General features: G+C 71.9%; 28 protein-coding genes. 8 read left to right on the top strand and 20 right to left on the bottom strand.

The window, feature by feature from the left end:
• Nucleotides 1–470: nucleotidyltransferase domain-containing protein (locus tag ABZ281_RS03645; RefSeq protein ID WP_356651698.1), on the bottom strand; the 470-nt coding region annotated here is incomplete at its 3' end.
• Nucleotides 471–621: 151 nt separating this feature from the next.
• Between ABZ281_RS03645 and ABZ281_RS03640 the strand changes: the two genes are divergently transcribed.
• A complete protein-coding gene (locus tag ABZ281_RS03640; RefSeq protein WP_356651696.1) occupies nucleotides 622–1,050 on the top strand; it encodes a RidA family protein in 429 nt (142 codons plus the stop codon).
• Nucleotides 1,051–1,423: 373 nt separating this feature from the next.
• On the opposite strand, the gene ABZ281_RS03635 is transcribed toward ABZ281_RS03640, so the two are convergent.
• On the bottom strand, nucleotides 1,424–1,651 hold the full coding sequence (locus ABZ281_RS03635; RefSeq protein WP_356651694.1) for a hypothetical protein: 228 nt from the start codon (nucleotides 1,649–1,651) through the stop codon (nucleotides 1,424–1,426).
• On the opposite strand from ABZ281_RS03635, the gene ABZ281_RS03630 reads away from it, so the two are divergent.
• On the top strand, nucleotides 1,611–1,754 hold the full coding sequence (locus ABZ281_RS03630) for a hypothetical protein (RefSeq protein ID WP_356651706.1): 144 nt from the start codon (nucleotides 1,611–1,613) through the stop codon (nucleotides 1,752–1,754). The two genes, ABZ281_RS03635 and ABZ281_RS03630, sit on opposite strands and share 41 nt — an antisense overlap.
• A gap of 1 nt (nucleotide 1,755) precedes the next feature.
• On the opposite strand, the gene ABZ281_RS03625 is transcribed toward ABZ281_RS03630, so the two are convergent.
• Nucleotides 1,756–2,478: an aspartate/glutamate racemase family protein gene (locus tag ABZ281_RS03625; protein ID WP_356651692.1), complete on the bottom strand. Its 723-nt coding sequence runs from the start codon at nucleotides 2,476–2,478 to the stop codon at nucleotides 1,756–1,758.
• Between the two features lie 5 nt (nucleotides 2,479–2,483).
• Nucleotides 2,484–3,935, bottom strand: a complete 1,452-nt coding sequence (locus ABZ281_RS03620; RefSeq protein ID WP_356651690.1) for an NCS1 family nucleobase:cation symporter-1 — start codon at nucleotides 3,933–3,935, stop codon at nucleotides 2,484–2,486.
• A 177-nt stretch (nucleotides 3,936–4,112) separates the two neighbouring features.
• On the opposite strand from ABZ281_RS03620, the gene ABZ281_RS03615 reads away from it, so the two are divergent.
• Nucleotides 4,113–4,769 (top strand): GntR family transcriptional regulator, encoded by a 657-nt coding sequence (locus tag ABZ281_RS03615; protein ID WP_356651688.1) that lies wholly within the window; start codon nucleotides 4,113–4,115, stop codon nucleotides 4,767–4,769.
• Here ABZ281_RS03615 and ABZ281_RS03610 read toward each other — a convergent pair.
• The 3 genes from ABZ281_RS03610 to ABZ281_RS03600 all read right to left on the bottom strand — a co-directional run bounded on the left by ABZ281_RS03610 (nucleotide 4,766) and on the right by ABZ281_RS03600 (nucleotide 7,625).
• Nucleotides 4,766–5,470 (bottom strand): uracil-DNA glycosylase, encoded by a 705-nt coding sequence (locus ABZ281_RS03610; RefSeq protein WP_356651686.1) that lies wholly within the window; start codon nucleotides 5,468–5,470, stop codon nucleotides 4,766–4,768. The genes ABZ281_RS03615 and ABZ281_RS03610 overlap by 4 nt on opposite strands.
• A gap of 86 nt (nucleotides 5,471–5,556) precedes the next feature.
• Nucleotides 5,557–6,858, bottom strand: coding sequence for an MFS transporter (locus tag ABZ281_RS03605; protein WP_356651684.1), 1,302 nt, complete (start codon nucleotides 6,856–6,858; stop codon nucleotides 5,557–5,559).
• An 8-nt stretch (nucleotides 6,859–6,866) separates the two neighbouring features.
• Complete coding sequence (locus tag ABZ281_RS03600; RefSeq protein WP_356651682.1) at nucleotides 6,867–7,625, bottom strand: winged helix-turn-helix domain-containing protein; 759 nt, start codon at nucleotides 7,623–7,625, stop codon at nucleotides 6,867–6,869.
• Nucleotides 7,626–7,750: 125 nt separating this feature from the next.
• Between ABZ281_RS03600 and ABZ281_RS03595 the strand changes: the two genes are divergently transcribed.
• Nucleotides 7,751–8,353, top strand: a complete 603-nt coding sequence (locus ABZ281_RS03595) for an RNA-binding S4 domain-containing protein (protein WP_356651680.1) — start codon at nucleotides 7,751–7,753, stop codon at nucleotides 8,351–8,353.
• Nucleotides 8,354–8,458: 105 nt separating this feature from the next.
• Here ABZ281_RS03595 and ABZ281_RS03590 read toward each other — a convergent pair whose 3' ends face one another.
• From ABZ281_RS03590 to ABZ281_RS03575, 4 genes are all read right to left on the bottom strand, one after another.
• The gene (locus ABZ281_RS03590) at nucleotides 8,459–8,920 is read right to left on the bottom strand and encodes a DoxX family protein (RefSeq protein ID WP_356651678.1); all 462 of its coding nucleotides are present in this window, start codon (nucleotides 8,918–8,920) and stop codon (nucleotides 8,459–8,461) included.
• Nucleotides 8,921–9,047: 127 nt separating this feature from the next.
• Nucleotides 9,048–10,109, bottom strand: a complete 1,062-nt coding sequence (locus ABZ281_RS03585; RefSeq protein ID WP_356651704.1) for a protein kinase family protein — start codon at nucleotides 10,107–10,109, stop codon at nucleotides 9,048–9,050.
• Nucleotides 10,110–10,118: 9 nt separating this feature from the next.
• Complete coding sequence (locus tag ABZ281_RS03580) at nucleotides 10,119–10,799, bottom strand: class I SAM-dependent methyltransferase (protein WP_356651676.1); 681 nt, start codon at nucleotides 10,797–10,799, stop codon at nucleotides 10,119–10,121.
• Between the two features lie 125 nt (nucleotides 10,800–10,924).
• Nucleotides 10,925–11,836 carry an acyltransferase domain-containing protein gene (locus tag ABZ281_RS03575; protein WP_356651674.1) on the bottom strand — a complete coding sequence of 304 codons (912 nt, stop codon included), beginning with the start codon at nucleotides 11,834–11,836 and terminating at the stop codon, nucleotides 10,925–10,927.
• A gap of 74 nt (nucleotides 11,837–11,910) precedes the next feature.
• Here ABZ281_RS03575 and ABZ281_RS03570 point away from each other — a divergent pair, with 74 nt between their 5' ends.
• Nucleotides 11,911–12,174: a DUF6343 family protein gene (locus ABZ281_RS03570; RefSeq protein ID WP_356651702.1), complete on the top strand. Its 264-nt coding sequence runs from the start codon at nucleotides 11,911–11,913 to the stop codon at nucleotides 12,172–12,174.
• Between the two features lie 19 nt (nucleotides 12,175–12,193).
• On the opposite strand, the gene ABZ281_RS03565 is transcribed toward ABZ281_RS03570, so the two are convergent.
• The 4 genes from ABZ281_RS03565 to rpsA all read right to left on the bottom strand — a co-directional run bounded on the left by ABZ281_RS03565 (nucleotide 12,194) and on the right by rpsA (nucleotide 15,967).
• Nucleotides 12,194–12,574 carry a tetratricopeptide repeat protein gene (locus tag ABZ281_RS03565; RefSeq protein WP_298556885.1) on the bottom strand — a complete coding sequence of 127 codons (381 nt, stop codon included), beginning with the start codon at nucleotides 12,572–12,574 and terminating at the stop codon, nucleotides 12,194–12,196.
• Nucleotides 12,575–12,624: 50 nt separating this feature from the next.
• Complete coding sequence (coaE, locus tag ABZ281_RS03560) at nucleotides 12,625–13,245, bottom strand: dephospho-CoA kinase (RefSeq protein ID WP_356651672.1); 621 nt, start codon at nucleotides 13,243–13,245, stop codon at nucleotides 12,625–12,627.
• 57 nt (nucleotides 13,246–13,302) lie between these two features.
• Nucleotides 13,303–14,241, bottom strand: coding sequence for a PAC2 family protein (locus ABZ281_RS03555; protein WP_356651670.1), 939 nt, complete (start codon nucleotides 14,239–14,241; stop codon nucleotides 13,303–13,305).
• 229 nt (nucleotides 14,242–14,470) lie between these two features.
• The gene (rpsA, locus tag ABZ281_RS03550; RefSeq protein ID WP_161368364.1) at nucleotides 14,471–15,967 is read right to left on the bottom strand and encodes a 30S ribosomal protein S1; all 1,497 of its coding nucleotides are present in this window, start codon (nucleotides 15,965–15,967) and stop codon (nucleotides 14,471–14,473) included.
• 364 nt (nucleotides 15,968–16,331) lie between these two features.
• On the opposite strand from rpsA, the gene ABZ281_RS03545 reads away from it, so the two are divergent.
• Both ABZ281_RS03545 and hrpB read left to right on the top strand, forming a co-directional pair.
• Nucleotides 16,332–17,183, top strand: a complete 852-nt coding sequence (locus ABZ281_RS03545) for a class I SAM-dependent methyltransferase (RefSeq protein ID WP_356651700.1) — start codon at nucleotides 16,332–16,334, stop codon at nucleotides 17,181–17,183.
• Nucleotides 17,184–17,229: 46 nt separating this feature from the next.
• Nucleotides 17,230–19,752 (top strand): ATP-dependent helicase HrpB, encoded by a 2,523-nt coding sequence (gene hrpB, locus ABZ281_RS03540; protein ID WP_356651668.1) that lies wholly within the window; start codon nucleotides 17,230–17,232, stop codon nucleotides 19,750–19,752.
• Here the strand turns inward: hrpB and ABZ281_RS03535 are convergent.
• The 3 genes from ABZ281_RS03535 to ABZ281_RS03525 form a co-directional block, all read right to left on the bottom strand.
• Nucleotides 19,742–20,734, bottom strand: coding sequence for a DUF3068 domain-containing protein (locus ABZ281_RS03535; protein ID WP_356651666.1), 993 nt, complete (start codon nucleotides 20,732–20,734; stop codon nucleotides 19,742–19,744). The two genes, hrpB and ABZ281_RS03535, sit on opposite strands and share 11 nt — an antisense overlap.
• Before the next feature lie 26 nt (nucleotides 20,735–20,760).
• On the bottom strand, nucleotides 20,761–20,895 hold the full coding sequence (locus tag ABZ281_RS03530; RefSeq protein ID WP_107051748.1) for an SPW_0924 family protein: 135 nt from the start codon (nucleotides 20,893–20,895) through the stop codon (nucleotides 20,761–20,763).
• A 148-nt stretch (nucleotides 20,896–21,043) separates the two neighbouring features.
• Complete coding sequence (locus ABZ281_RS03525) at nucleotides 21,044–22,795, bottom strand: lytic transglycosylase domain-containing protein (RefSeq protein WP_356651664.1); 1,752 nt, start codon at nucleotides 22,793–22,795, stop codon at nucleotides 21,044–21,046.
• 341 nt (nucleotides 22,796–23,136) lie between these two features.
• Here ABZ281_RS03525 and ABZ281_RS03520 point away from each other — a divergent pair, with 341 nt between their 5' ends.
• Nucleotides 23,137–23,994 carry a DUF4184 family protein gene (locus tag ABZ281_RS03520; RefSeq protein WP_356651662.1) on the top strand — a complete coding sequence of 286 codons (858 nt, stop codon included), beginning with the start codon at nucleotides 23,137–23,139 and terminating at the stop codon, nucleotides 23,992–23,994.
• Here ABZ281_RS03520 and ABZ281_RS03515 read toward each other — a convergent pair.
• Nucleotides 23,912–24,580, bottom strand: a complete 669-nt coding sequence (locus tag ABZ281_RS03515) for a hypothetical protein (RefSeq protein WP_356651660.1) — start codon at nucleotides 24,578–24,580, stop codon at nucleotides 23,912–23,914. The two genes, ABZ281_RS03520 and ABZ281_RS03515, sit on opposite strands and share 83 nt — an antisense overlap.
• 558 nt (nucleotides 24,581–25,138) lie before the next feature.
• Nucleotides 25,139–26,827: DNA polymerase I (gene polA, locus ABZ281_RS03510; RefSeq protein ID WP_356651658.1), on the bottom strand; the 1,689-nt coding region annotated here is incomplete at its 5' end.

The raw sequence follows: 26,827 nt of genomic DNA, 5'->3' as shown, positions 1-26,827 counted from the left end.
CCAGGCCCATCGCCTCGAACTCGGCGAGCCCGGTGAACAGCATGCCCGCCATCGCCACGCACACCGTGACCCTTGTTGATCGCGAGTTCGGCGACGAGCAGGTAGGTCGGGATGCCCGCCAGGTGGAACATGAGGGGCTCGACACGGAAGCGGCCCGCCTCCGCCTCCGCCACCTCGTGCTCGACGACGTCCAGATCGCGGTAGTGGACGTCCACGCTACGGCCCTCGATCGTCAGCCAGGCCCCTCCGTTGAAGACGCCGCCGCCCCACGCGCCGATCTCGCAGACCTCGCCCTCCCAGCCGACGGCGCGGAGATCGGCCGGGTCGAAGGCGCCGCGGTAGTAGACCGCCAGGTCCCAGTCGCTGTCGGGCCGTTCGGTGCCCTGGGCCCTGGAGCCTCCGAGGGTGACGGCCTCGACGGCGGGGAGCAGGGCGAGGCGGTCTGCGACGGTGTCGAGGAAGGCGGGCACGGTGCGGCTCCCGGGCGGACGGACGGTGAGGGCTCGGGCAGCGTAGAGGACGGCTCGACCGCCGTGAAACGAAATACGGGTGCGCCCGCGCGCCGGGCCTCGCATGATCGGTGGGTTGCCCTGTCGCCGCACCGCAGATCGGAGACCCCACGTGATCCGCCGCGTCACCGTGCCGAGCCTTTTCCCGCCACCCACCTACGCGCACGCCTCCGTCGTCGAAGCCGGCACCGCATTGGCCTTCCTCGCCGGATCCGTGCCGCTGGACGCCGGTGGTGAGCTGGTCGGTCCCGGGGATCCCGTGCGGCAGGCCGAGCAGGTGATCGCCAACCTGGAGGAACAACTGAGGGCCGTGGGAAGCAGTCTGGTCCATGTCGTGGCGACCGAGGTGTACGTCGTGAGCAGCGAGCCCGCCGTGCTGTCCGCCGTCTGGAGTGTGGTGGAGTCGTCCGGTCTCAGTGCGGGCCCGCACTCGTCGACGCTGATCGGCGTGGCGTGTCTCGGGTACACGGGACAACTGGTGGAGATTACGGCGACAGCCGTCGTACCCGAGGACTCGTCCGCCGAGGAGTCGTCCGTCTGAGGAGAGTCCATGCTGATCGAGCACCGCGGGCGGCGTCCCGTCGTCCCCGAGTCCGCGTACGTCGCCCCGACGGCCGTCCTGTGCGGGGCCGTCGTCCTCGGTGAGCGCAGCCGGGTGCTGCACGGCGCCGTGCTGACGGCGGAGGACGGGGAGGTGGGGGTCGGGTCTGACGTCGTCGTCATGGACAACGCGCTGGTGCGGGGGCGGTCCGCGCACCCCGCTGTGATCGGGGACGCGGTACTCGTCGGCCCGCACGCCCATGTCAACGGGGCGACCCTGGAGGACGAGGTCTTCGTGGCCACCGGCGCCCGCGTTTTCCCGGGGGCCGTCGCGGGCACCGGCTCGGAGCTGCGGATCCACAGCGTGCTGCACGTCAACTCCGTGCTGCCGCCCGGCACCGTCCTGCCCATCGGATGGATCGCGGCGGGCGCGCCCCGGGCCCGGCTCTTCGCGCCCGGGGAGCACGACGAACTGTCGCAGATCCAGGAGGCACTGGACTTGCGAGGGCGGACGAGGCGGCGGCGGTCGCGGCGAGCGCGACGGTGGCGGTGAGGCTGCCGGTGTCGAGCAGCGCCACCGTCCCCGGGACGGTGTACGGCATCCCGCGCGGCACGTCGATGCGGGAGGTGATGGCCCGGCAGACGAGGTTCTACGGGGCCCATCACGACGACGTCACCCTCGACGGCCCGGGCGACCGGGGATGAGCTACCGGCTTCCGGGCCCTCCCCACGCCCTCCGCTTCGGCAGCGGCTCGGCGTAGCTCCCCACCCGGCTCGTGGTCAGCCCCAGCGCCACCAGCGACTCGGCCAGTTTGACCGCCGCGGCGACCCCGTCGACGACCGGCAGGCCCAGCTTCTGCCCGACGACCCGTTGCAGCCCGGTCATGCCGGCGCAGCCCAGGACGAGGACCTCCGCCCCGGCGGCGCAGGCGCGTTCGGCGGCGGCCAGGAACGCCGTCTCGGTTCGTTCCTCGTCGCCGAGGTCGAGCACGTTCAGGCCCGTGCCGACGATCGCGGCGCAGTTCCGCGCCACGCCCGCCGTCTCAAGGCTGTCCTCGATCTGGCCGCGCGAGCGTTCCAGCGTGGTCACCACGCCGTAGCGGCGGCCCAGCAGGCAGGCCAGATGCGCCGCGGCCTCGGTGATGTCGACGACCGGCGCATCGACCAGTTCCCGTACGCCCTCCCTCCCGTGCTCCCCGAATCCGGCCATGACCACGGCGTCGTACGGCGCTCCGTCGTAGGTCCGCAGCGTGTCCAGGACGGCCGCGGCGGACAGGTAGCTGTCGAGCCAGCCCTCCGCGGACGCCGGCCCCCAGGCCGGAGTCAGTCCGTCGACGGTGGTGCCCGGGTCTGCGGCGGCCCGGGCACCTCGTACGATCTCCTCGGTCATCTCCTGCGTGGTGTTGCAGTTGGTGACGACGATCCGCACGTCTCTCAGGCCTCCGCGGTGGCACGCTCGGGACGGCACAGGGCCGCGTACAGGCCGGCGGCGAGCGCCGTGCCGATGAACCAGGAGTACGGGGCGACGTCGCTGAAGGTCTTCACCAGCGCGAGCACCGCCGCGACACCGGCCGCGGGCAGGAACGCCCACAGCGCCTTGGGGTTGAAACCCTTGCGGTAGTGGTAGCGGGCGCCGGGAGAGGCGTCGAACAGTTCGTCCACGTTCACGCGGCCGCGCTTGACCCAGTAGTAGTCGACCATGATCACGCCGAACAGCGGTCCGAGGAAGGCGCCGAGGCCGCCGAGGAAGTAGTTGACGACGGTCGGGTTGGAGAAGAGGTTCCAGGGGGTCACGAGCAGCGCCGCGACGGTGCTGATCATCCCGCCGACCTTGAAGGTGATCTTCTGCGGCCAGACGTTGGCCAGGTCGTACGCCGGTGAGACGAAGTTGGCCACGATGTTGACGCCCATGGTGGCGATGGCGAAGGTCAGCGCGCCCACCACCAGCACCCAGGTGTTGCCGATCTCGGCGACCAGGTAGGCGGGGTCGGTGATCTCCTTGCCGAAGACCTCGAAGGCGCCCGCGGTGACGATGACCGACACGATCACGAAGGCCGTGGAGTTGATGGGCAGGCCCCAGAAGTTGCCGCGCCTGACCGACTTGTAGTCGGGGGCGAAGCGGGAGAAGTCGCAGAAGTTGAGCATCAGGGTGCCGTACGTGGCGAGGACCAGACCGATCGCGCCGAACCACTGGCGCCACTGCTCGCCGACCGAGACCGGGTGCGGGGTGGAGGTGAGCGAGATCGTCCAGCCGGCCTTGTAGAGGATCCACACGGCAAGCGCGATCATCACGAGCCAGATCGCCGGGCCGCAGAAGTCCTGGAACTTGCGGACCGATTCCATGCCTCGGCTGATGATGGCCGCCTGGACCAGCCACAGGGCGACGAAGGAGACCCAGCCGAGCGCGTCCAGGCCCAGGAACGAGTTGTGCGTCCACGACTCCAGTCCGGGCCAGGCCGCGAGCAGCATCACGTTGACGGCGACGGAGGCGAGGTAGGTCTGGATGCCGTACCACATGATGGCGATCACGGCCCTGATCAGCGCCGGGATGTTGGCGCCCCAGATGCCGAAGGCGATCCGGCTGACCACCGGGAAGGGCACACCGTGGCGCTGGCCGATCTTCCCCATCCAGTTCATGCCGATGTAGATGATCACGAACCCGACGAGCAGGGACGTGAAGATCTGCCAGACGTTCATGCCGAGGAAGAGAAGTCCGGCGGCGAAGGTGTAGTTGCCGAGGTTGTGGACGTCGGACATCCACATGGCGAAGAGGTCGAAGACCTTCCAATTGCGCTTCTTCGCGGGCGCGAGGTCTTCGTTGGTGAGTCTGGGATCGGGGACGAACGCTGGTGTGCCGGTGGTTGCGGCGCGATCGGCGAGGGACACGGGGGGCCTCCAGAGCAAGGGGACGACGGAGGACTGCTCTGCAGGACTGCGGACGGCCGCCCTGCGAGGTGTTTGGTATACCAAACTGCGTCATGGTCTCGTCGTCAACCGTTCTGACCGATGTCGCTCTTGTTAACCCTGCGTAAAAGACACCTCGCGTCGACGAAGATGGGCTGCATGACGAAGATCGAACCCCTCGGAGCGGTACGCGAACGCGTCACGGCCGATCTGCGCCAGGAGATCATCGCGGGCAGCCTCCGTCCGGGAGACCGCCTGGTCGAACGCGAACTGGCGGAGCGTTTCGGTGTCTCGCGCGTGCCGGTCCGGGAGGCGATCCGGGCACTGGTGGCGGAGGGTTTCGTCCATTTCGAGACACCCCGCCGCACGGTAGTACGCCGCCTCACCCCGACCGACGTCAAGGAACTGTTCGAACTGCGAGAAGCCCTGGAGGTCTACGCCGCCGGACTCGCCGCGTCCCGCGCGACGCGGGAGGACCTGGCCGAGGTCCAGGAGCTCGTCGACCGCGCCGCCGCCGCCACCGAGGCCGGGGACGCCGAGGTGATCACCGACGTCAACAGCCGGCTGCACGACCGCATCATGGCGATGGCCGGCAACAGCCTGCTCACCGAGGCCCTGGAACCGGTCGCCGGGCGGCTGCGCTGGATGACCCGGCGCAACGAGGAGTGGCCCCAGCTCCTCGTGGAGCACCGCGAGCTGTACGAGGCGATCGCCTCGGGCGACCCGGACCGGGCCCGTGCGCACGCGCTGACGCACGTGCGGACCAACTACCGCTCCACGGTCCGCCACCTGTTCGGCGAGGGGGCGGCCCCCTAGCGGCTTCCGGTGGCCAGGCCCGCCGCCCGCCCGGCCGTCCGCAGGACGTCACGCAGCATGGTGGGCGTGAGCCGGCCGGTGAAGGTGTTGCGCTGGCTGACGTGGTAGCAGCCGTAGAGCTCCAGGCCGTCGAGGCGAAAGCGGGCGCCGTGCGAGAAGGCGGGGCGCGGCCGGGGCACGGGCCAGCCGGCCTCCGCGAACGCGGGCAGCGCGGCCTGCCACCCGAAGGCGCCGAGCACGACCACGGCCCGCAGGGTCGGGCGCAGCAGCCGCAGTTCCTGCACGAGCCAGGGACGGCAGGTGTCCCGCTCCTCGGGGGTGGGTTTGTTGGCGGGCGGGGCGCAGTGCACGGGCGAGGTGACGCGCACGCCGTACAGCTCCAGGCCGTCGTGCGCGTGCTCGGCGGTCGGCTGCGAGGCGAGGCCCACGTCGTACAGCGCCTCGTAGAGGACGTCCCCGGAGCGGTCGCCGGTGAACATCCGGCCGGTGCGGTTGCCCCCGTGGGCGGCGGGGGCGAGTCCCACGATCAGCAGCCGGGCGTCCGTCGGCCCGAAACCGGGGACCGGCCGGGCCCAGTACGTCCAGTCCGCGAAGGCCGCTCGCTTGGCACGGGCCGTCTCCTCGCGCCAGGAGACCAACCGCGGGCAGGCCCGGCAGTCGGCGATGCGCCGGTCGAGGAGGGTGAGTCCGCTGACATCCATCACTCCACCGTAGGCGCAGGCGGGGTCACCGTCGTCACGGGTGCGAGCTCCACGGCGGCCGGTCCGGACCCGCCCCTCCCATGGGCTCAGACACCGGTGACCCGCACGGCCCGCCCATCGCTCCGGCGCCGCCAGAGCAGAGCCCCGGACAGCAGTACGGCACTCGTCAGCAGCCAGGGCAGGGGGCCCGGGCGCAGCGCCCCGACGGCCAGGCCCGTGAGCGCGCCGACCAGTTGCTGGGCGAGGGACTGGACGGACAGGGCGGTGGCGCGGCCCGCGCCGGCGACCCTGCGGTGCAGCAGGTTGTTCTCGTTCGGGGCCGCCGCGCCGAGGCCGAGGTAGACCAGTCCGAAGCCGACGAACGCGAGGGCCGTGGCCGCAGGGTGGACGGAGTACGCGGTGACTCCGAGCAGCAGCAGGCCGCCCGCACCGGCCGCGAGGCTGGCCATCACGGCCCGTTCACCGCTCCCGGTCGCCCGGGCGGTGAGCGGCGCGAGGTGGCTGCCGACGCCGGAGCAGACGAAGCCCGCACAGGACAGGGCGGCGTAGACCATCGCTCCGGAGCCGGTCGCGCCGGTCAGTGCGGCGGTGCGGCCCGGTACGAGCAGTTCGATCGCGGCCAGGGCGCCTCCGGCCGCCGCGGCGCCGAGGAGGACCCGGCGCACGACCGTGTCCCTGCCGCCCAGCCGGAGTCCGTCGAGCACGGTGACGGGGACGCCACGCAGCACGGACCGCAGAGTCGCCGGTGGTCGCGGGGGCTCCCGCAGGACGGCCAGCACGTAGGCGACGAAGACGATCCTCAGCGCTGCCCCCAGCAGCAGCGGGACGGACAGGGGCAGCACGGTCCCGGAGGTCGCCTCGCTCAGCCGGGCACCGAGGTCGGGTCCCAGGCCGAACAGCCACGGCAGGGCGCCGCCGAGCAGGATGCCGGCCGCGAGCGCGGCGGAGGTCGCGGTGCCGCCCCGGGCCAGGCCCGTGCGCAGCTCGGTGTCCGGGCCGGAGCACGCCTGGACGGTGTCGACGTACCAGGCCTCGGCCGTACCGCTGGCCAGGGCGCGGGCCGCGCCCATGAGGACCATGCCCGCGGTGAGCAGCCAGGCGGTGGTGCCGACGCCGATCAACGTGAAGGCGACCAGGTGGAGCACACCTGCCGCGGCCAGGACCGGCCGGCGCCCGAGAACGTCCGAGAGTCCTCCTGTGGGCAGTTCCAGCGCGGCCACGGTCAGCGAGTGCGCGGCGAACAGTCCGGCGATCGCGGCGAGGGACATGCCGCGCTCGCTGAACAGCAGGACCATCGTGGCCAGGCCCAGTCCCGGCGGCAGCCAGAGGAGCGCGCAGACGGTGACGTACCGGCGCCGCGCGGTCCGTTCCCCGGGCGGCTCGGTCATGAGCGGCGTCACGGGTTGAGGTCTCCGGGATCGATGCCTTCGGGCGACGGGCCGTCGAGGGGGTCGGGGTCTTCCGTGACGGGGGCTTCTGCGACGGGGCCCTCGGGGGCCGGGCCTTCGGACGCGGGGTCTTGGAGGGCGGAGTCTTCGGGGGCGGAGCCTTCAGAGGCAGGGACGGCAGGTTCGTGCGGGGCGAGCGGCAGTCCGGCGGCGAGAAACACGACGTGTTCGGCGCGTGGATCGTCCGCGTCCCGGGCGGTCAGCTCCTCCAGCTTCGCGGCGACGGTGTCGAAGAGCTCGGTGAGCGACTCGGCCGTCAGCCGGGGCATGAGATCGCTGATGCCCGACGGCTCCACCCACTCCTCGCCGAGCCGCCCGGCGGCCATGTCCGCCTCGTGGCGGGCCAGGGACCTCTCCAGGTGCTCGATCTGCCGTCGTCGCGCCAGGCTGACGAAGGCCCGGCCCGTCGCGGTGGACTCCATCGTCTCGTTGCTCCAGGACGTGAGGGTGTGCAGCGCCCGCCAGCGCCGCTCCCGCCCGTCGCGGTGCTCGGCCTCGGCGATGAACGCGTACTTCGCCAGCACTCGCAGGTGGTAGCTGGCCGACGCCGACGACTCCCCCGTCCGCCCGGCCAGTTCACTCGCCGTGGCGGGCCCGTCCTGACGCAGCAGCCCGAGCAGCTGGATACGCAGCGGGTGGGTGAGGGCCTTCAGGGCGGCGGTGTCGTGCTCGGGATCGAGTACGCGCTTGTGCTCGTCGCTGTCCATGCCGGCAGGGTAGGGCGCCCAGAGCATTTAGTAAAAGAGATTTTGCAAAACTAGTTTTGCAGACTTGTCCGCTGAGCCGGTATATCCCGCCCGGCGGGATGACGCGGAGGACTAAGGTCGGTGACATGGCTTCTCAAGGTGCGCAGTACGAGGGGACGGACGGGACCGAAGACGCGGCACCCGAGCCCCCCGAGGCCGCGGGCGGCTCCGGGAACGGCGATGCGAAGGCCCCGGATCCGAAGGTCGCCGCCGCGATCGCCGCCGCCGAGGCCGCAGGTCCGCAGGGCTCCACGACCGTGCGGGTCGACAGCTGGATCTGGTCCGTACGCCTCGTCAAGACCCGCTCCATGGGCGCCACCGCCTGCCGGGGCGGCCACGTGCGCGTCAACGGCGAGCGCGTGAAGCCCGCACACGGCGTCCGCGTCGGTGACGAGGTCCGTCTGCGGCACGAGGGCCGGGAGCGGGTCGTCGTCGTCACGCGGCTCATCCGCAAGCGGGTCGGGCCTCCCGTGGCCACCCAGTGCTACATCGACAACTCCCCGCCGCCCCCGCCCCGCGAGGCCGTCGCCCCCGCCGGCATCCGCGACCGCGGCGCGGGCCGCCCGACGAAGCGCGACCGCCGCGAGATGGAACGCCTGCGCGGAGTGACCGGGCCGGGCAGCGTGTCCGGCCCCGGCCCTGTTCCCGGCAAGGGCTTCGGCAGCGCCCCGGGCAAACCGAGGCCGTGAGGAAGGCGCGGAGCCCACATCACGCCGCGGACCGGCGTCCGGGAACCGGCCCTCGACCCCGCTCCGGACGCAGCCGGAGTCTCGGAGGCGCCCCGGTCGCACCGGTCACGCCCGTCGCCGCAGCAGCCGGAGCAGATCCGCGTTGTGCCCCCGCCGCGCCCACGCGATGAGGACGAGCGGCACGATCAGGATCAGCGGCGTCGCCGCGTACTGCCCGTCGAAGACGGCTATCTGCACGACGAACGCTCCCACCATCAACGCGCTCAGCGCCATCGCCGCCACCGACTGGAGCACCGGGATCAACAGGGCGATCGCCCCGGCCAGTTCGAGCGCGCCGATGGTGTACATCCCGGCGCTGCCCCAGCCGAGCCGCTCGAACGACTCGGCAGCCGACGGGTGCCCGATCAGCTTGGGCAGGGCGCTCGGGACGGCGTAGAAGAGGGCGAGCAGTACCTGCAGCGTGCGCAGTGCGATCCGCGCACGCCGCCCGCGAGCGGTCGCGGACTCGGCGATGACGACGCCGGCCGTGGTGGAGTCGGCTGTGACGGTGGCGGTGGTCTCGGACATGGAGGTCTCCTGGGGGAAGCGGTCCGTGATGGTGTCGGAGAGGTAGACCGGCCCGCGCCCCGGAACTCATCGCCGCCGGGGAGACGTCGACCGGAATGTCACCCCGGCCCCCCTCACCCACCGCCCTTCACGGGCGGAGCCGTTGGAGCCGCTCCCCGGGGTAGGGAGTCGCCCGGCTATCTCTCTGAAGGGTGCGGTAGAAGTCGGTCATCACGGCCGCGACCGGGGCGTTGCGGCCGAGGATCTCCGCTGTCCCGGGTGGCGCTCCGGCGGGTCGCCGACCCTGGGCCCATGCTCGTATCAGTTCTCCACGTGTCTCCCACTCTCCGCCGTACAGGGCGGTGATCAGCCAGTTCACGAGCCAACTGGCCGTGTAACAGCGGTCGTAGGCGCGGTGCCGTTGGTGGAAGTCGGCCTCGGCGCGCGTGAGGTCGAACCGGGTGGACAGGGCGAGGCCGAAGTCGGCGAAGTACAGGCGCCGGCCGTCGGTCAGGACGTTCTCGAAGTGGGCGTCGAAGTGGAGCAGCCCGCGGCTGTTCATGAAGGACGTGCCGGCGGCCAGTTCCTTCTCCACCAGGGAGCACGCCCGGTCCAGCGCCTCGTCACCGGCTCGCGCCCGCGCCGTGAGCCATGTGTGCAGGGTCTGGGGGACGTACTCCAGGAAGAGGGCGACGCTGGCCGAGCACTGCTGCAGGGCCTCGACCCGCCGTCTCACGCCCGCGCTTCCTCCCCAGTAGGCCACGACCTTCTCCACGTCGGCGAGTTCCTCCGCCTGATGGGGTGCTTCGTCCGGCAGCACCCGCCAGTGGTACATCAGCGGAACGCCCTCGAACTGCCCGGAGAGCACCCAGTTCGTCGTCATGATGTGGGCGGCGACCTCCCGCCACACCCCGAACGAGGGCCCGCCGATGCCGTACTGGCAGATCATGGGCAGCCCGAACAGGTTGGCCGTGGACCGGCGGTGTTCCGGCCGCTGCTCCAGGTCCGTGAGGGGCACGCGCTTCACGAAGACCGGCGTGCCGGACACGTCGAGCCGGGCCGACGCTCCGCCGATGCCCGCACCCAACGGCACAGCCCTGTCGACCAGTTCACGTAGTTCGGTGTCCCCGAGCAGTGCCAGGGAGGTCGCGACCGTGTCGTAGCCGCCCAGACGCCGCGGCTCCGCTCCCGTAGGCGGGCTCCCGCTCAGTTGAGTCACCTAGACCGCCGCCACCGCCCGCACCCATATCCGGTCCTCCGTCAGGTAGCGGTCCACCCTCAGGCCCGCCTCGTCCAGGGCCTCCTCGAACTGCTCCTTGGTCAGTGGTCGCGCCCGGAACGTATGGGTCCAGACCGCGTCCGGGAACTCGTACTCCGCATGGACCGAGTTGACTCCGTCGCCGAGCGGCTCCGAAGACGCGATCCGCATCGTGAAGCCGCTGGGGTCCTTGCGCTCTCGCGGCACGTTGTCGTGGTAGTCCTCGCCCTCCCGCTGGATCAGCACGCAGCCGCCCTCCGCGACATGGCGCATGCAGGTGCGCAGCAGACCCCGCAGCACCTCGACGTCCCCCGCGTGCACGAGGAACGACGCGAGCAGCACCACGTCGAACGTCTCGCCCAGGTCCAGGTCTTCGATCGGGCCGCATATCGTCCGCGCGCCGTGCACGCGCTCCAGCATCGGCGCGGACTCGTCCACCGCCGTGACCGTGAACCCGCGCTCCAGCAGTGCGTGCGTCATGCGTCCGACCCCGCTGCCGAGCTCCAGGATGCGTGCGCCCCCGCAAACCGCGGCGGCGATGATGTCTGGTTCGTCCCGGACGGGCAGCCGTGAGTAGAACTCCACCGCGCAGCCGTCCGGAGTGATGGCCCCGAGCCCCGTCCCCTCGTACGCCTCACGCATTTTCATCTCCATGCCCGTCCAACGGACCGCATCCGCACAGCCGTTCCCGCCACGGCCGCCTTCACCCGTCCGAGTGAACGAGACGGTGAGGGCGGTGAGGCGAGGCCACGACGGGGCCCGGTCGGCTACAGCCGAAACCAGCCGTGTCCCACGTACCAGTGGCCGCCCGCCCGCAGATGGTCCCCCACCGCCCGCTCCACGGACGTGCGCCTCGGCAGGCCGGCCACCGGCAGGTCAGGGTCTCCGAAGACGAAGCGGACAGGCTCGTTGTCCGCCGGTTCCGGCTCCTCGCCCGGGTCACGGCCGGGCTCGAAGCGCCCCTGGAACCGGACGATGTTGGAGTCGGGGTCGAGGTGGCACTTCAGCTGCGGGTCGAGCAGCCAGGAGTGGCACACCGCGACCCGATATCGCTCCCACGGGAAATGGCGGGCGAAGAATTCCCGCGCGAGTTCCAGGGAACGGTCGCAGGCCGCCGGTGACAGCGCCCCGTGGAAGTCCGGAATGTGCAGGTTGAGGCAGGGCTCCCCCGGTGCCGCGTCCAGCCCGGCCGCCGCCACCGCCCGCCCTGACCGCTGCCCGAGGCGGGCCCGCTCGAACTGGAGCCGTCCCAGCTGGTACAGCTCGCCCCGGAAGTGGCGCGTGAGCCATTGCGGGACCTCCACACCTCCCCTGCCACGCCGCCGTCGATGGAACGCCATGTTCCGTCCCAGGTCGGCGAGGGTCCGGCGGCTGACGTCGGCCGGGACACCCCGTTCGTGGTGATACGCGCGGGTGCTGGGCAACGCCGCGACGAACACGAATACGGCGAAGTACGGGCCCAGCGCGGCCGGAGCTTCGGCGACGCGCTCGGCGAGCGGCACCTCGATGCCGACCTCTCCGATGTCCCGTACCAGGTCCTCGACGCACTCCTCCAGGAGTCCCGTGGCCCGGACATCGGCGGTGAGTGTCCGCCGCAGGGCGACCAGGTCGTTGATGTCCTCGTGCGGCACCGCCAGGTCGAGAAGGATCTCGGGCAGTGTGTCGGCGTCCGGCAGCATGCGCGGCTCCCCCTGTCGACCTTGATGAACCCTCGCCACGAAGAGTACGTTGCAAGCAGGAGTGGTGATCGATGATGCGTACCGGCAGTGAACCGCGGACCGCGCGCAGTGCCCTGCGGGCGCGCTTCTGGCTGAGCCTGTGGGGGCTGGTCTGGGCGCTCTTCGGGACGGTGGCGTTCGCGATCGCGGGGCGGGACGGCTGGGCCGTCGCCTGCGGTGTGCTGCTGCTGATCGTCACGATCGACCTGTCCCTCGTCCTCCGGCACATCCGCCAGGGCCCGCGCTACCAGCCGGGCCGCGACATCCCGCCCTACCAGCCGCCGGACGAACGCCCCTGACGCAGGCGGGAGCGGCTGGTCACGCGTCGAAGCGCGCGGCCTTCAGGAACTCCGGATTCGGATCCAGCGCGGCCGCCAGGCGGAAGTGGCGCTTCGCCTGGTCGGGACGGCCCTGACGCTCATACGTCCGGCCGAGCGCGAAATGCGCGAACGCGTTGTCCGGCTCCCGCTCCAGGACGATCTGGAACTCGAGCTCCGCCGGCCTCAACTGCGCCGCCGCGAAGAAGGCCCGCGCCCGCAGCAGCCGGGCCGCGGTGTTCTCCGGGTGCGTGGCGATGACGCCGTCGAGCAGCTTCACCGCGCCCCGCGGATCCCGGGCCGCGAGCAGCTGCTCGGCGGCGCGGAAGTCGATGACATGGGTCTCCGGGGTTGGTCCGGTCGAACCGCTGGTCTCGGGCACGGCAGAGTCCTTCCCTCACTGCGTGGGTTCAACGCACCCACAGGGTGCCGCTATTCCGCGGGAGACGGCCGGCACGCCTGCGACCTGCGCACCAGCTCGGCCCACACATCCTTCACGCGCTGCTCCAGCTCCTCCAGCGGGACGTCGTTGTCGATCACGATGTCCGCGATCTCCCGGCGCTGCTCGCGCGTCGCCTGGGCGGCCATCCGTGCCCGGGCGTCCTCCTCGGTCATGCCGCGCAGCCGTACGAGCCGGTCGAGCTGTGTCTCGGGGGCTGCGTCGACGACGATCACCAGGTCGTACAGCGGCGCGAGGCCGTTCTCCGTGAGGAGCGGGATGTCGTGGAGCACGACCGCGTCCGCCGCGGCGGCCTCCTCCAGCTCGCGGGAGCGGGCCCCCACCAGGGGGTGCACGATCGAGTTGAGGGTGGAGAGCTTCTCCGCGTCGGAGAAGACGATGGCGCCGAGACGGGGCCGGTCCAGGCTCCCGTCGGCGGCGAGGATCTCCTCCCCGAAGGCCTCGACCACCGAGGCCAGCCCCGGCGTCCCCCGTGCGACGACCTCCCGCGCGATGCGGTCCGCGTCGATCAGCACGGCTCCGCACGCGACGAGCAGCCGTGACACCTCACTCTTGCCGGCACCGATGCCGCCGGTCAGGCCCACCTTCAGCATGTCCCGCAGCTTAGGCCCTGCCACTGACAGGGCCCTCGCCCGGGCCGTGTGACGGGATCAGTTGTCGCCTTCGCGTTCCGCCAGGAACTTCTCGAACTCCTGGCCGATCTCGTCCGCCGACGGGATGTCCACCGGCTCGGCGAGCATGTTGCCCCGGCTCTCGGCGCCCGCGACGGCGTCGTACTGATGCTCCAGGCCCTCGATGAGCGCGCTGAGGTCCTCGTCGCCCTCGCGGATCTGCCGGTCGATCTCCGTCTGGGTGCGATGGGCGTCCGAACGCAGGGCGTGGGCGATGCCGGGCAGGACCAGTCCGGTGGCCGCCGTGATGGCCTCCAGGACCGTCAGAGCCGCGTCCGGGTACGGCGAGCGGGCGATGTAGTGCGGGACGTGGGCGGCGACGCCCAGCACGTCGTGCCCCGCCTGGAGCAGGCGGTACTCGACGAGGGACTCGGCGCTGCCGGGCACCTGCGCCTCCTCGAACGGGCTCGGGTGGCCCGGGACGAGGTCGGTGCGGTTGCCGTGCGGGGTGAGGCCCACGGGCCGGGTGTGCGGGACGCCCATGGGGATGCCGTGGAAGTTCACGGAGAGTCGGACGCCGAGCCGCTCCACGATCTCCTTCACGGCGGCGGCGAAGCGCTCCCACTCCACGTCCGGTTCGGGGCCGGACAGCAGCAGGAAGGGCGCGCCGGTGGCGTCCTGCACGAGCCGCACCTCGAGGGCGGGGTCCTCGTAGTCGGCCCAGCGGTCGCGCTTGAACGTCAGCAGCGGGCGGCGGGCGCGGTAGTCCACGAGCCGGTCGTGGTCGAAGCGGGCGACGACCTGGTGGGGCAGGGAGCCGAGCACCCGGTCGACGATCTGGTCGCCCGTCTCGCCGGCGTCGATGTATCCGTCGAAGTGGTAGAGCATGACAAGTCCGGCCGACTCCTGGGCGAGCGCCATGTCGACGACGGCCAGCCCCTTCGGCTCCCAGGCGTACAAACCCTGCGGATCAAGCACAGTGACCGCTCCTCCTCGTGTTCACACTCCACAACGCCGTTGCGGGCGTGGGCATTCCCGCGGGAGGAGATTCATGATCTTGGCGGCGGGGGCAACGCCCCGTCAGGGGCGCGGGGAACTGCGCGATCAGCCACCGACCACACACAGCCGAACGAGGGACGACTGAGGGACCGCACCCCGAAAGGTACGGTCCCTCAAGCCTTCAACTGCCCTCAGCTAGAAGCCGACGTCAGCTCTGACCACCGGCCAGCTTCTCGCGCAGCGCGGCAAGCGCCTCGTCCGAGGCCAGCGCGCCGGAGTTGTCCGGGCCCTCGGAGGAGTACGAACCGCCACCACCGGACGCGGCCGGAGCGGCAGCCTCGCCACCCTCGGCAGCGGCCTTCTCGTCCGCCTCGCGGGACTTGATGACCTGCGCCTGGTGCTGCTCGAAGCGCTGCTGCGCCTCGGCGTACTGGGTCTCCCACGCCTCGCGCTGGGTCTCGTAGCCCTCGAGCCAGTCGTTGGTCTCGGGGTCGAAGCCCTCGGGGTAGATGTAGTTGCCCTGGTCGTCGTAGGACGCGGCCATGCCGTACAGGGTCGGGTCGAACTCGACCGAGGCCGGGTCGGCACCGAAGGACTCGTTGGCCTGCTTCAGCGAGAGGCTGATGCGACGGCGCTCGAGGTCGATGTCGATGACCTTGACGAAGATCTCGTCGTTGACCTGGACGACCTGCTCCGGGATCTCCACGTGGCGCTCGGCCAGCTCGGAGATGTGGACCAGACCCTCGATGCCCTCGTCCACGCGGACGAACGCACCGAACGGAACCAGCTTCGTGACCTTGCCGGGCACGACCTGGCCGATCTGGTGGGTGCGGGCGAACTGCTGCCACGGGTCTTCCTGGGTCGCCTTCAGCGACAGGGAGACACGCTCGCGGTCCATGTCGACGTCGAGGACCTCGACGGTGACTTCCTGGCCGACCTCGACAACCTCGGAGGGGTGGTCGATGTGCTTCCAGGAGAGCTCGGAGACGTGGACCAGACCGTCGACGCCACCCAGGTCCACGAAGGCGCCGAAGTTGACGATCGAGGAGACGACGCCGGAACGGACCTGACCCTTCTGGAGGGTCGTGAGGAACGTCTGGCGGACCTCGGACTGGGTCTGCTCGAGCCAGGCACGGCGGGACAGGACCACGTTGTTGCGGTTCTTGTCCAGCTCGATGATCTTGGCCTCGAGCTCCTTGCCCACGTAGGGCTGGAGGTCGCGGACGCGGCGCATCTCGACCAGGGAGGCCGGGAGGAAGCCACGGAGGCCGATGTCGAGGATGAGGCCACCCTTGACGACCTCGATGACGGTACCGGTGACGATCCCGTCCTCTTCCTTGATCTTCTCGATGGTGCCCCAGGCACGCTCGTACTGGGCGCGCTTCTTCGAGAGGATCAGGCGGCCTTCCTTGTCCTCCTTCTGGAGAACAAGGGCCTCGATCTCGTCACCGACGGCGACGACCTCGTTCGGGTCGACGTCGTGCTTGATCGAGAGCTCGCGGCTCGGGATCACACCTTCGGTCTTGTAACCGATGTCGAGCAGGACCTCGTCCCGGTCGACCTTCACGATGACGCCGTCGACGATGTCGCCGTCGTTGAAGTACTTGATCGTCTCGTCGATCGCGGCGAGGAAGGCTTCCTCGTTACCGATGTCGTTGACCGCTACCTGCGGGGTGGTGGCGGTGGTCTCGGTGCTGCTCGTCATGTGGGAAAGGGCTCCGGTACGGACATTGAAGTCGTAGGTACTGCTACGCCGGGAGCCCGTTTCGCTCTGCAGAAGGCCGGACAGCCAAGGAAGCGCCACGCAGAAACGGTGACGCCTCGACAACCGAGGGGACATACATACAGATGCGAGCGCAACCTGCTACGTCTGAGGTGCGCAGGCTCGCAGCGCAACTTGTAGCATACGGGGGCAGCCGGGCAGGGTCAATGCGCGAAGCCGCCCACGCGGGGCAGATCGCCGTATACCCGGCACAAGTCCTGTCGTTCGAGGCCACACAGGCCGTGCGACGCCCCCTTTTGTGCCACCGCCGGGGCCGGCTGGACGGAAGAGTACGACGAGGGAGCCGATCATCCAAGAGTCCGAAGCGTCCGAACCCGAGGCCACCCGGCGCGATGCCGATGTCACGGAAAGCTCCCGGGCCAATCGTGGCTGGTGGGACCGCAACGCGGACGAGTACCAGGTCGAGCACGGCACGTTCCTCGGTGACGACCGCTTCGTGTGGGGCCCCGAGGGTCTGGACGAGGTGGAGGCCGAGCTGCTCGGCCCGCCGGAGGGGCTGAAGGACCGGGACGTCCTGGAGATCGGGGCCGGCGCCGCCCAGTGCTCGCGCTGGCTGACCGCCCAGGGTGCGCGCCCGGTCGCCCTGGACATCTCGCACCGGCAGTTGCAGCACGCGCGCCGCATCGGCGGTTCCTTCCCTCTGGTGTGCGCCGACGCCGGGGCGCTCCCCTTCGCGGACGGCTCCTTCGACCTGGCCTGCTCGGCGTACGGGGCGCTGCCCTTCGTCGCCGATCCGCGCCTGGTCCTGCGCGAGGTGCGCCGGGTGCTGCGGCCCGGGGGCCGACTCGTCTTCTCGGTGACGCATCCGATCCGCTGGGCCTTCCCGGACGAGCCGGGGCCGGAGGGGCTGTCGGTGTCGGCCTCCTACTTCGACCGCACTCCCTATGTCGAGCAGGACGAGGCGGGCGAGGCGGTCTACGTCGAGCACCACCGCACGCTGGGCGACCGCGTCCGCGACGTCGTCGCGTCGGGCTTCCGCCTCGTCGACCTGGTGGAGCCGGAGTGGCCGGTGTGGAACACCTCCGAGTGGGGTGGCTGGTCTCCGCTGCGCGGGAACCTGATCCCGGGTACGGCGATCTTCGTGTGCGAGCGAAGCGAGATGGGGGCGCCCCCGGCCGCAGGCCGGGGAAGGGACTGACGCACGCGCGCGTGGGACCTCTTCCCGGGCGTACGACACTGATGGCGTGATCCGTTACGACGCCCTGGAATCCCTGCCCGTGCGCGGGGCCCTGCCCGCCCTCGACGACGCCCTGGAGGGGCACGGCACCGCCGTCCTCGTGGCGCCGCCGGGCACCGGCAAGACGACCCTGGTACCGCTCGCGCTGGCGGGACTGTTCGGGGAGGGGCCCGGGCGGCGGGTGATCGTGGCCGAGCCGCGGCGGATCGCGGCCCGGGCCGCGGCGCGGCGGATGGCGTGGCTGCTGGGCGAGAAGCCCGGCGAGAGCGTCGGCCACACCGTGCGCGGGGAACGGGTCGTCGGGCGGCACACGCGCGTGGAGGTCGTCACGACCGGCGTGCTCGTGCAGCGGCTGCAACGGGACCAGGAGCTGGCCGGTGTCGACGTGGTGGTGCTCGACGAGTGCCACGAGCGGCACCTGGACGCGGACACGGCGGCGGCGTTCCTGTGGGACGTGCGGCAGACCCTGCGGCCGGAGCTGCGGCTGGTGGCCGCCTCGGCGACGACCGACGCGCAGGGGTGGGCACGGCTGCTGGGCGGGGCGCCGGTGGTCGAGGCGCAGGGGACGGCATATCCGGTGGAGGCCGTGTGGGCGCCACCGGTGCGGCCTGTTCGCCCGCCGCACGGGATGCGGGTCGACCCGGCGCTCCTGACCCATGTGGCGTCCGTGGTGCGGCGGGCGCTGGCGGAGCGGGACGGGGACGTGCTGTGTTTCCTGCCGGGCGTGGGCGAGATCGCCCGGGTCGCCGGGCGGCTCGGCGGACTCGGGGACGTCGAGGTGCTCCAGGTGCACGGGCGGGCGCCGGCGGCGGTGCAGGACGCGGTGCTGGCGCCCGGGGAGCGGCGGCGGGTCGTACTGGCCACGTCCGTCGCGGAGTCGTCTCTGACCGTGCCCGGGGTGCGGGTCGTCGTGGACTCGGGGCTGGCGCGTGAGCCGCGGGTGGACCACGCGCGCGGGCTGAGCGCGCTGACGACCGTGCGGGCCTCCCAGGCGGCCGGGCGGCAGCGGGCGGGGCGGGCCGGGCGTGAGGCGCCGGGGTCGGTGTACCGCTGCTGGGCGGAGGCCGAGGACTTGCGGCTGCCGCGGTATCCGTCGCCGGAGATCAAGGTGGCCGACCTGACGGCGTTCGCGTTGCAGGTGGCGTGCTGGGGGGATCCGGACGCGTCCGGGCTGGCGCTGCTGGACGGGCCGCCGGGCGGGGCCATGGCGGCCGCGCGTGAGGTGCTGACGGCGGTGGGGGCGGTGGACTCCGTGGGACGGGCCACCGAGCGGGGCGTCGCTCTGTCCCGGCTGGGACTGCATCCCCGGCTGGGGCGGGCGTTGCTGGACGGGTCGGGCCCGCTCGGGGCGGAGCGGGCCGCCGAGGTCATCGCGCTGCTCAGTGAAGAGGCACCGCGGGAGTACGGCGACGATCTGGCGGGTGCGTTGCGTCGTGCCGGGCGTGGGGGTGACGCTTATGCGTCGCGGTGGCGGAGTGAGGTTCGGCGACTGCGGGGCGTCGTTTCCGGTGTTTCCCACAAGGCAGCGGCGGAAGCCGAGAAGCCGGCGAGCCTCTCCGAGGAGCAGCAGGCCGGGCTCGTCGCCGCTCTCGCCTTTCCCGAGCGGGTCGCCAGGGCCGACGGCGGGTCGTATCTCATGGTGTCGGGAACCCGTGCCGAGGTCGGCGCCGGCAGCGCGCTGCACGGTTCCCCCTGGATCGCCGTCGCCCTGGCCGACCGGCCGGTCGGCAGGGGGCACGCGCGGGTGCAGCTCGGGGCGGTCATCGACGAGGAGACGGCCCGGGTCGCGGCGGGGGCGCTGCTGGAGGAGCGGGACGAGGTCGGCTGGGACGACGGGGACGTCGTGGCACGGCGGGTGGAGCGGCTGGGCGCCGTCGAGTTGGCGGTGCGGGCGCTGAAGGACGCCGACCCCGGGCTCGTGCGCGACGCGCTGCTCGACGGGCTGCGGCGGGAGGGGTTCGGGCTGCTGCGGTGGTCGGCGGAGGCCGATGCCCTGCGGCAGCGGCTCGCCTTCCTGCGGCTGCATCTCGGTGCGCCCTGGCCGGACATGTCCGATGACGCGCTGCACGCGCGCGTGGAGGAGTGGCTGGAGCCGGAGCTCGGCCGGGCGCGGCGGCGGGCCGATCTGTCGCGGATCGATGCCGGGGAGGCGCTCACCCGGCTGCTGCCGTGGGCCTCCGGGGAGGCGGGGCGGCTCGACGAGCTGGCCCCGGAGCGGATGACCGTCCCAAGCGGGTCGAGGATCCGGATCGACTACTCCCGGCCCGAGCAGCCGGTGCTGTCGGTGAAGTTGCAGGAGATGTTCGGGCTTCAGGAGTCGCCCCGGGTCGCCGGGGTGCCGCTGCTCGTGCATCTGCTGTCCCCGGCAGGGCGGCCGGCCGCCGTCACCGCCGACCTCGCCTCGTTCTGGCGGGACGGCTACAAGGGCGTGCGGGCGGAGCTGCGGGGGCGGTATCCGAAGCATCCGTGGCCCGAGGACCCGGCGGGTGCCGAGCCGACCCGGCACACCAACGCGCGGCTCAGGCGCTGACCGACGGTACTTCCTCGGCCGTCGAGGGGGCCGGTCCGGAGGGGCGGCGGCCACGGGCCTCCAGGTACAGCGCGAGGGCGAGCAGGAGGACGCCGAGGGTCAGCAATCCCCACGGCAGGTACGACGTCATCAGCACGATGAGCAGGCGCTGGGACGTCACCAGGTCGACGGTGTGCGTGATGTAGTCCTCGCGCATCTTCACGTGGCCTGCGAACGCGGTCACTTTGTCGCGGTCGCCGAGGAGGCTGCCGCCCCGCAGTTCCTCCTTGTGGATCTCCTCTCCGTACACGGGGGCGCCGGTGAGGGGTTCGACCCAGAACTTGCGGACCGTGGTGTACCAGCGGGTCGTGCCGGTCCGGGCGACCGCCTCGGCGGTGAGACCCTTCACGGGCAGGGTCTTGGGGATCTTCACCTCGGTCCAGGGGATGGTCTGCTCGAAGTAGTAGACCTCCAGGCCGCGGAAGTCCTGGGTGCCCTTGTAGGTGATGGGCGCGGTGATGCGGGCCTGGGCGTCGAAGTAGTCGTAGTCCCGCTTCTCGGTCAGGAAGGGCCACTTGAACTCGATGCCCTGGCGGCGCACCGGATCGCCGTCGACCATCTCGCCGGTGGCGTGGACGGGTTCCTGGGTGTGGGCGTCGAAGATGTAGCGCTCAGGGATCCTGGAGACCATCTTGCCGTCGGGACCGACGACGTAGGACAGGCCGTCCCAGACGACGACGTCCCGGCCGGCCGACTCCTCGATCCGCTCGGAGGCCTCCACGTCGCCCTTGAGGGTCTGGACGATGGTGACCTTCGGGACCTTCTTCGCCGTCATCGTGCCGTAGTCGAGGAGGGTGGCGTCCTTCGCCTCCAGGACCATGTCCTGGTACTGGTTCGCGGGGACCTTGGCGAGGCGGGGGAAGGCGTACCAGCGCAGTAGCGGGGACAGGGCCGCGAAGAACACGGCGAGGGCGAGCAGGACCAGGCCGGCCTTGCGGCGCATCTCGGCCTCCCTCCCGGGCGGGGCGGTCAGGGGTGTGCGGGCACGGTCGTCAGCAGCGGCTTCGGAGATGTCCCGCCCGAGGGGGAGCCGAGGGCGGTCAGCGTCCAGACCACGGCGAACGCGACGGCGAGACCGGTGGCGGCGGCGATGAGGGCGCGCATACGGAGCCTCCCCACGGGTCGTGACGGCCAGAACTGATGCACCGTCAGGTTGCTCGGCACCGTAGCAACGCGCGGCGGAGATGAGAACACGTTGCACACACAACGACGCCCCTCTTATGAGAGGGGCGTCGTCCGTCGTACCTGTGCGCTACGCGCTCGGGCTGGCCGACGGGCTCGGCGAGGACGTCTCGGCCGCCGCGACGGTCAGTTCGACGGTGAGCGTCGCGCCGCCCGCCGTGGTGACGCGGAGCAGGAACGTGCCGGTCGTGTCGTCAGCGTACAGTTCGGGCAGCTTCAGCAGGCCCTTCGCGTCCGTCGTGAGGCCTGTGAGGGTGCGGACGGTCTCGCCGTCGGCGTCCTTGAAGTAGGGGCCCTTGTCGGTGACGGCCGGGTCGTCCGCCGCCTTGATCAGCGTGGCGGTGGCCACGACACCGTCGGCGACGGCGCCCTTGTACGTGGCCTTCACCTCGATCTGGTTCGCGAACGTGCCGCCCGGCGCACAGGTCAGCGCGGCGTCACCGGTGCGGGCGAGGGCGTCGGCGGCGCGCTCGGTGACCGTGGCCTTGTAGTCCAGGCCCGGGACGGCACGGCCCACCACGGTGGCGCGGACGGTGACGGTCCCGGTCTTCTCCCCCGCCTGCAGGGCGGGCGCCACGGCCACGCCGGAGCTGTTGGTGGCGACCGTGGCCACGTCCTCGCCACCGGTGAAGGTGGTGTCCGTGTCGCCGACGATCGTGAAGCGGACCCTGACCTTGGCGACGGCCTTTCCGGCCTCCGTCTCGGCGCGGGTGCTGATCCGCCGGCCGAACGCGTCGCCGGCCATGGCGGTGAGCTTCGCGGTTCCGGCGTCCTCCAGGTGGTCCACCGTGTCGGTGGTGGTGGGGGGCGTGGTGGGCGGCGTGGACGGGGAGCCGGGCGGTGTGGTGGGCGGAGTGGTGGGCGGCTTCGGGGTCGTCGTGCCGCCACCGGCGGGTTTGCCGGGCTTGTCGGGCTTGGGGCCGGGCCTGGGCGTCGAGCCGGCCGGAGTCGTCGTGCCCGGGGTGGTGGGCGTCGGGCTCGCGCCCGCGCCGTCGTCGCTGCGGTTGTCGGGGAGCGTGCCGGTGCCGTCCGGGACCTCGTGCGTGCCCTTGCGGTAGTACTCCAGCCACCTCATGACGAGGTTCAGGTAGTCCCGCGAGTTGTTGTAGCTGAGGATCGCCCGGTCGAGGTCGCCCTGCTGGGACAGGTCCCGGTTGTTGCGGCACAGGTAGTGGCCGGCGGCGAGCGCGGCGTCGTAGACGTTGTTGGGGTCCTTCTTGCCGTCGTCGTTGCCGTCGCGGCCGGCCCAGGCCCAGGTGGAGGGGATGAACTGCATGGGGCCGACGGCCTGGTCGTACGAGCTGTTGCCGTCGTACGCGCCGTCGTCGGTGTCCTTGATGAGGGCGAAGCCGTTGCCGTCGAGCTGCGGGCCCAGGATCTTCTTGATGGTGGTGCCGTCGGCGTCGACGCGGCCGCCGCGCGCCTGTCCCGACTCCACCCGGCCGATGGCCGCGAGGAGTTGCCAGGGAAGGTTGCAGCCGGGCTTTGCCTCGCGCAGCGTGGTCTCGGCCTTCTTGTAGGCGTCGAGGACGGTCGCGGGGATGCCGGCCTCCGTCGTGCCCGTGCCACCGGGGGCGGGGCCCGTGGACGGTGACGGGTTCGGGCTCTTGAGCGGGGGCAGGTCCGTGTAGTACGGCGAGTTGCCGGTGGCGCTGCGGTCGGAGGCACTCGCCTCGGGTGAGGGGGTGGCGTCGGCAGCGGCCTGTCTGCCGTGGTCGTTCACGCCCGGAGCCTGGGAGGCGGACAGGGCCGCGACCGCCACCGCGGCCACGGCTGTGGTCGCCGCCCCCTTGCGCAGCCTCCTGCCGAATTGCGCCGCCATAGAGTGAACCCCTCCCGTGGACGCCCGGGCGTCCGGTCTACGTCTGCAGTGTTCGCCCTGTTGTGACGATCCGGCCGCCCGAGGGGTTGCCCTCCGAGGGTCACAACTGTGTTCTCTTGCGCGCTCTGCTCTTTACCGCGGTCACGTGTTCGACGCGCTCCCCGCGCGGCGGCTCTGGCGACCCTACGGCAACTTCTTTTGCTCGGGCACCCGTTCGTGCCCGTCTTTCACCAGTTGGTCATGTGCGCTCGTGACGTCGTCGGCCTGATGGCATCCCGCATACTGGGCCACTGGCCGCCGGGCGCCCCTGCCTGGCGCAACGAGCGTCGCGAGGAGCCGAGTTGCCGTTCACGCTGAGCCATGCGGCAGCCGTACTGCCCGCCGTCCGCGCCGACGGCACCGGCCGGGGGCCGCTGGTGCCCGCGGTGCTCGTGGCGGGGTCCTTCGCGCCCGACATGACCTACTACGCGGCGAGTGCGCTGTCCGGGGCCATGGAGTTCGGGGACGTCACGCACTCGGTGCCGGGCGTCTTCACGGTCGATGTGCTCATCGCCTGGGCGCTGGTGGGGCTGTGGTTGCTGATGCGTGAGCCGCTCGTCGCGTTGCTGCCGCGGGCCCGGCAGGGGCGGGTGGCTGCCCTGCTGCGGTGCGGGGTGCCCCGCGCGCGGATGCGGGCGTCGCTGGTGGCGCGGTGGTATGCGTCCGCCGTGCTCGGTGCGCTGACTCATGCGGTGTGGGACGCGTTCACGCATCTCGACCGGTGGGGCATGCGGCTGTTCCCGGTACTGGGCCGGGAGGTGGCGGGCTCACCCCTGTACTGGTACCTGCAGTACGGCGGTTCGGCGGTGGCCGCGGTCGTGATCGCCGTGTTCGTGGCGCACGCACTGCGGCGGGCGCCCGTGTGCGAGCCGGCGGGTGTTCCCGTGCTGGCGGTCCGGGACCGGGGGGCGGCCGCTGCCGTCATCGGCGGCTTCGCGCTGGTGGGTGCGGTGCAGCGGGCATCGCGGTGGTGGGCTTACTGGGGCTCGGCCGCGAAGCCGTGGGAGATCGTTCCGACGGTGTGCTTCGGCGCGGGCGCGGGACTCGTCCCGGCGCTGCTGCTCTACGCCGTGGGGGTCAGGGCGCTGCGTCCGGTTCCGGTCCCCGCCGGTCCTGCCCCTGCCGCCGAGACGGAGCCGAGCCGCCCGGCCGCTCGCTGAGGACGCTGTCGGGCGCCGTGATGTACACGGTGATGGTGGTGTGCGCGGGGTGCGGGCGTGGGAGCAGGGTGAGGACGAGGGCCAGGTAGTCGCGGGCCAGTCGGGCCCTGGGGCGGGAGGGTCTGGCCGGGGGTTCGGGGACGCAGGGGGGCCGGGCCCCGGCGGGGACGTCGCCGGTGACGGCGGTCAGATCGGCAACGGTCAGCGGGTTGTCGACGCCGATGACGCCGGCGAGGGCAGCCAGAGCGTCGGTGCCGGTAAGGCCGGTGAGGGCAGCGAGAGCATCCGTGTCGGCGAGACCGGTGAGAGCAGCCAGCGCTTCGGTGCCGACGAGGGCAGAAGCGGTGGTCACCAGGTCGTCCACCCCCTGAAGAGACGTCGCGGCGGTCAGGACGCCGATGTCGGCGGAGCCGGTGGGCCGTCGTCCGCGGGTGGTCAGGCGCTGCCGGAGGTCCGCGGTCGCGTGGCGCAGGGCCGAGGTGAAGGTGACGGGGACGCGAACCGTACTCGCGGCGGCCTCGAACGCCGGGACCGGCGGCAAGGCCATGCCTGGTGCCGTGCGGCTGAGGAGCGTGCGTATACCCATGCCCCGCATCTTTGCGAGCACCGTGGGCGGAGGCGCATTCTCGGGGGCCACGCGAGTGATGGTTTCAGTGGGGGTCGGGTCGGGGCGGGGCGGGTGACCGGGGCAAGCCGGTGCCCCGGCTGAGGCCTGAACCCCAGGGCCCGGCTCGGCAGGACTCCGGCGCCTCTGCGGCGGCGGGTGCCGAGCGCCCCCGGCGAAGGCGGTACCCCGGCGCCTCCGGCCGATGTGGGAGCCCGGTGCCGCCGGCCTCCAGCCAACGCGGGCGCCCGGCCGCCGACGGCTGAGGCGAGCCGTAGTGCCCGGCTGAGACGGAACCCGGGCGGCCGGCCGAGACGACAAGGGCTGCCCCTATATCCCCGCCCTGTCGACCACGGCCGTCGGACCTCGCCCCGACCGAAACCCCGGGTGCCCCAGCCGGGACGGCACCCCAGGGCCTCTACCCGGACGCAACCCCGGCTCCTCTGCCCGCGGGACCTCGGCACCCAGGCCGACGCGGCCCCCGGGCCACGGTAAACCCCCCGCCCGCCCGGGCCAGCGCACCCGATCCACCCCGGCGGGCTAGTGCGCCGCCGACTCCCAGTCCGGGCCCGCGCCCACCGAGACGCCCAGGGGGACGCGGAGGTGGACGGCGTTCGCCATCTCGCGGCGGACCAGTTCCTCGGCGGCGGACCGCTCCCCAGGGGCGATCTCCAGCACGATTTCGTCGTGGACCTGGAGGAGCATGCGGGAGGCGAGGCCCGCCTCCTTCAGGGCGTCGTCGACCTTGAGCATGGCGATCTTGACGATGTCGGCCGCGGTGCCCTGGATGGGCGCGTTGAGGGCCATCCGCTCGGCGGCCTCGCGGCGCTGGCGGTTGTCGCTGTTGAGGTCGGGGAGGTAGCGGCGGCGTCCGAAGAGAGTTGCCGTGTAGCCCGTGGCCCGGGCCTCGTCGACCGCCCGGCGCAGATAGTCCCGTACGCCGCCGAACCGCTCGAAGTACGCGTCCATCAGGGCGCGGGCCTCCGCCGCCTCGATGTTCAGCTGCTGGGACAGGCCGAAGGCGGACAGTCCGTAGGCGAGGCCGTACGACATGGCCTTGATCTTGCGGCGCATCTCGGCGTCGACCCCGGTCGGCTCCACCGCGAAGACCTGGGAGGCGGCCGTGGTGTGCAGGTCCTCGCCCGAGGTGAAGGCCTCGATCAGGCCCTCGTCCTCGGAGAGGTGCGCCATCACGCGCAGCTCGATCTGGCTGTAGTCGGCCGTCATCAGCGACTCGAAGCCCTCGCCGACGACGAAACCGCGGCGGATGGCGCGGCCCTCGTCGGTGCGGACCGGGATGTTCTGCAGGTTCGGGTCGGTCGAGGACAGGCGGCCGGTGGCGGCGACCGTCTGGTTGAAGGTGGTGTGGATGCGGCCGTCCGCGGCGATCGTCTTGATCAGGCCCTCGACGGTCACGCGGAGCTTGGCCTGCTCGCGGTGGCGGAGCATGATCACCGGAAGCTCGTTGTCCGTCTGGCCGGCGAGCCAGGCGAGGGCGTCGGCGTCCGTGGTGTAGCCGGTCTTGGTCCGCTTGGTCTTGGGCAGGGCCAGCTCGCCGAAGAGGACCTCCTGGAGTTGCTTGGGCGAGCCCAGGTTGAACTCGTGCCCGGCCGCCGCGTGGGCCTCCTTGACCGCCTGCTGGACAGCGCCGGCGAACATCTGCTCCATGGCCTCCAAATGGGGCCGGTCCGCGGCGATGCCGTGCCGCTCCATGCGGGCGAGCAGCGCGGACGTGGGCAGCTCCATGTCACGCAGCAGGTCGGCGGCGCCGACCTCCTCCAGGCGGCCCTCGAAGGCCTGGCCCAGGTCGAGGACGGCCCGGGCCTGGATCATCAGGGCCTCGGCCTCGGCGCCGTCGTCCGCGCCGAAGGCGAGCTGGCCGTCGGCCGCGGCGGCCGGGGTCAGCTCGCGGTGCAGGTACTCCAGGGACAGTGCGTCCAGGTCGAAGGAGCGGCGGCCCGGCTTGACCAGGTAGGCGGCGAGCGCGGTGTCCATGCGCACGCCCTCGACGCTCCAGCCGTGCTCGGCGAGGACACGCATGGCGCCCTTGGCGTTGTGGAGGACCTTGGGCCGCCCGGCGTCGGCGAGCCAGGCCGCGAACGCCCGCTCGTCGGCCTCGTCGAGCTCGGAGGGGTCGAACCAGGCGGCGGGCCCCTCGGGCGCGGCGAGGGCGACCTCGGCGACCGAGCCGGTGCCGAGCGCCCAGGTGTCGACCGTGGCGATGCCGAG

The organism is Streptomyces sp. NPDC006265 (assembly GCF_040613555.1).
GTDB lineage: Bacteria > Actinomycetota > Actinomycetes > Streptomycetales > Streptomycetaceae > Streptomyces.
The sequence above is the reverse complement of the archived record's forward strand: the minus strand, read 5'-3'. Positions and strand labels throughout refer to the sequence as shown.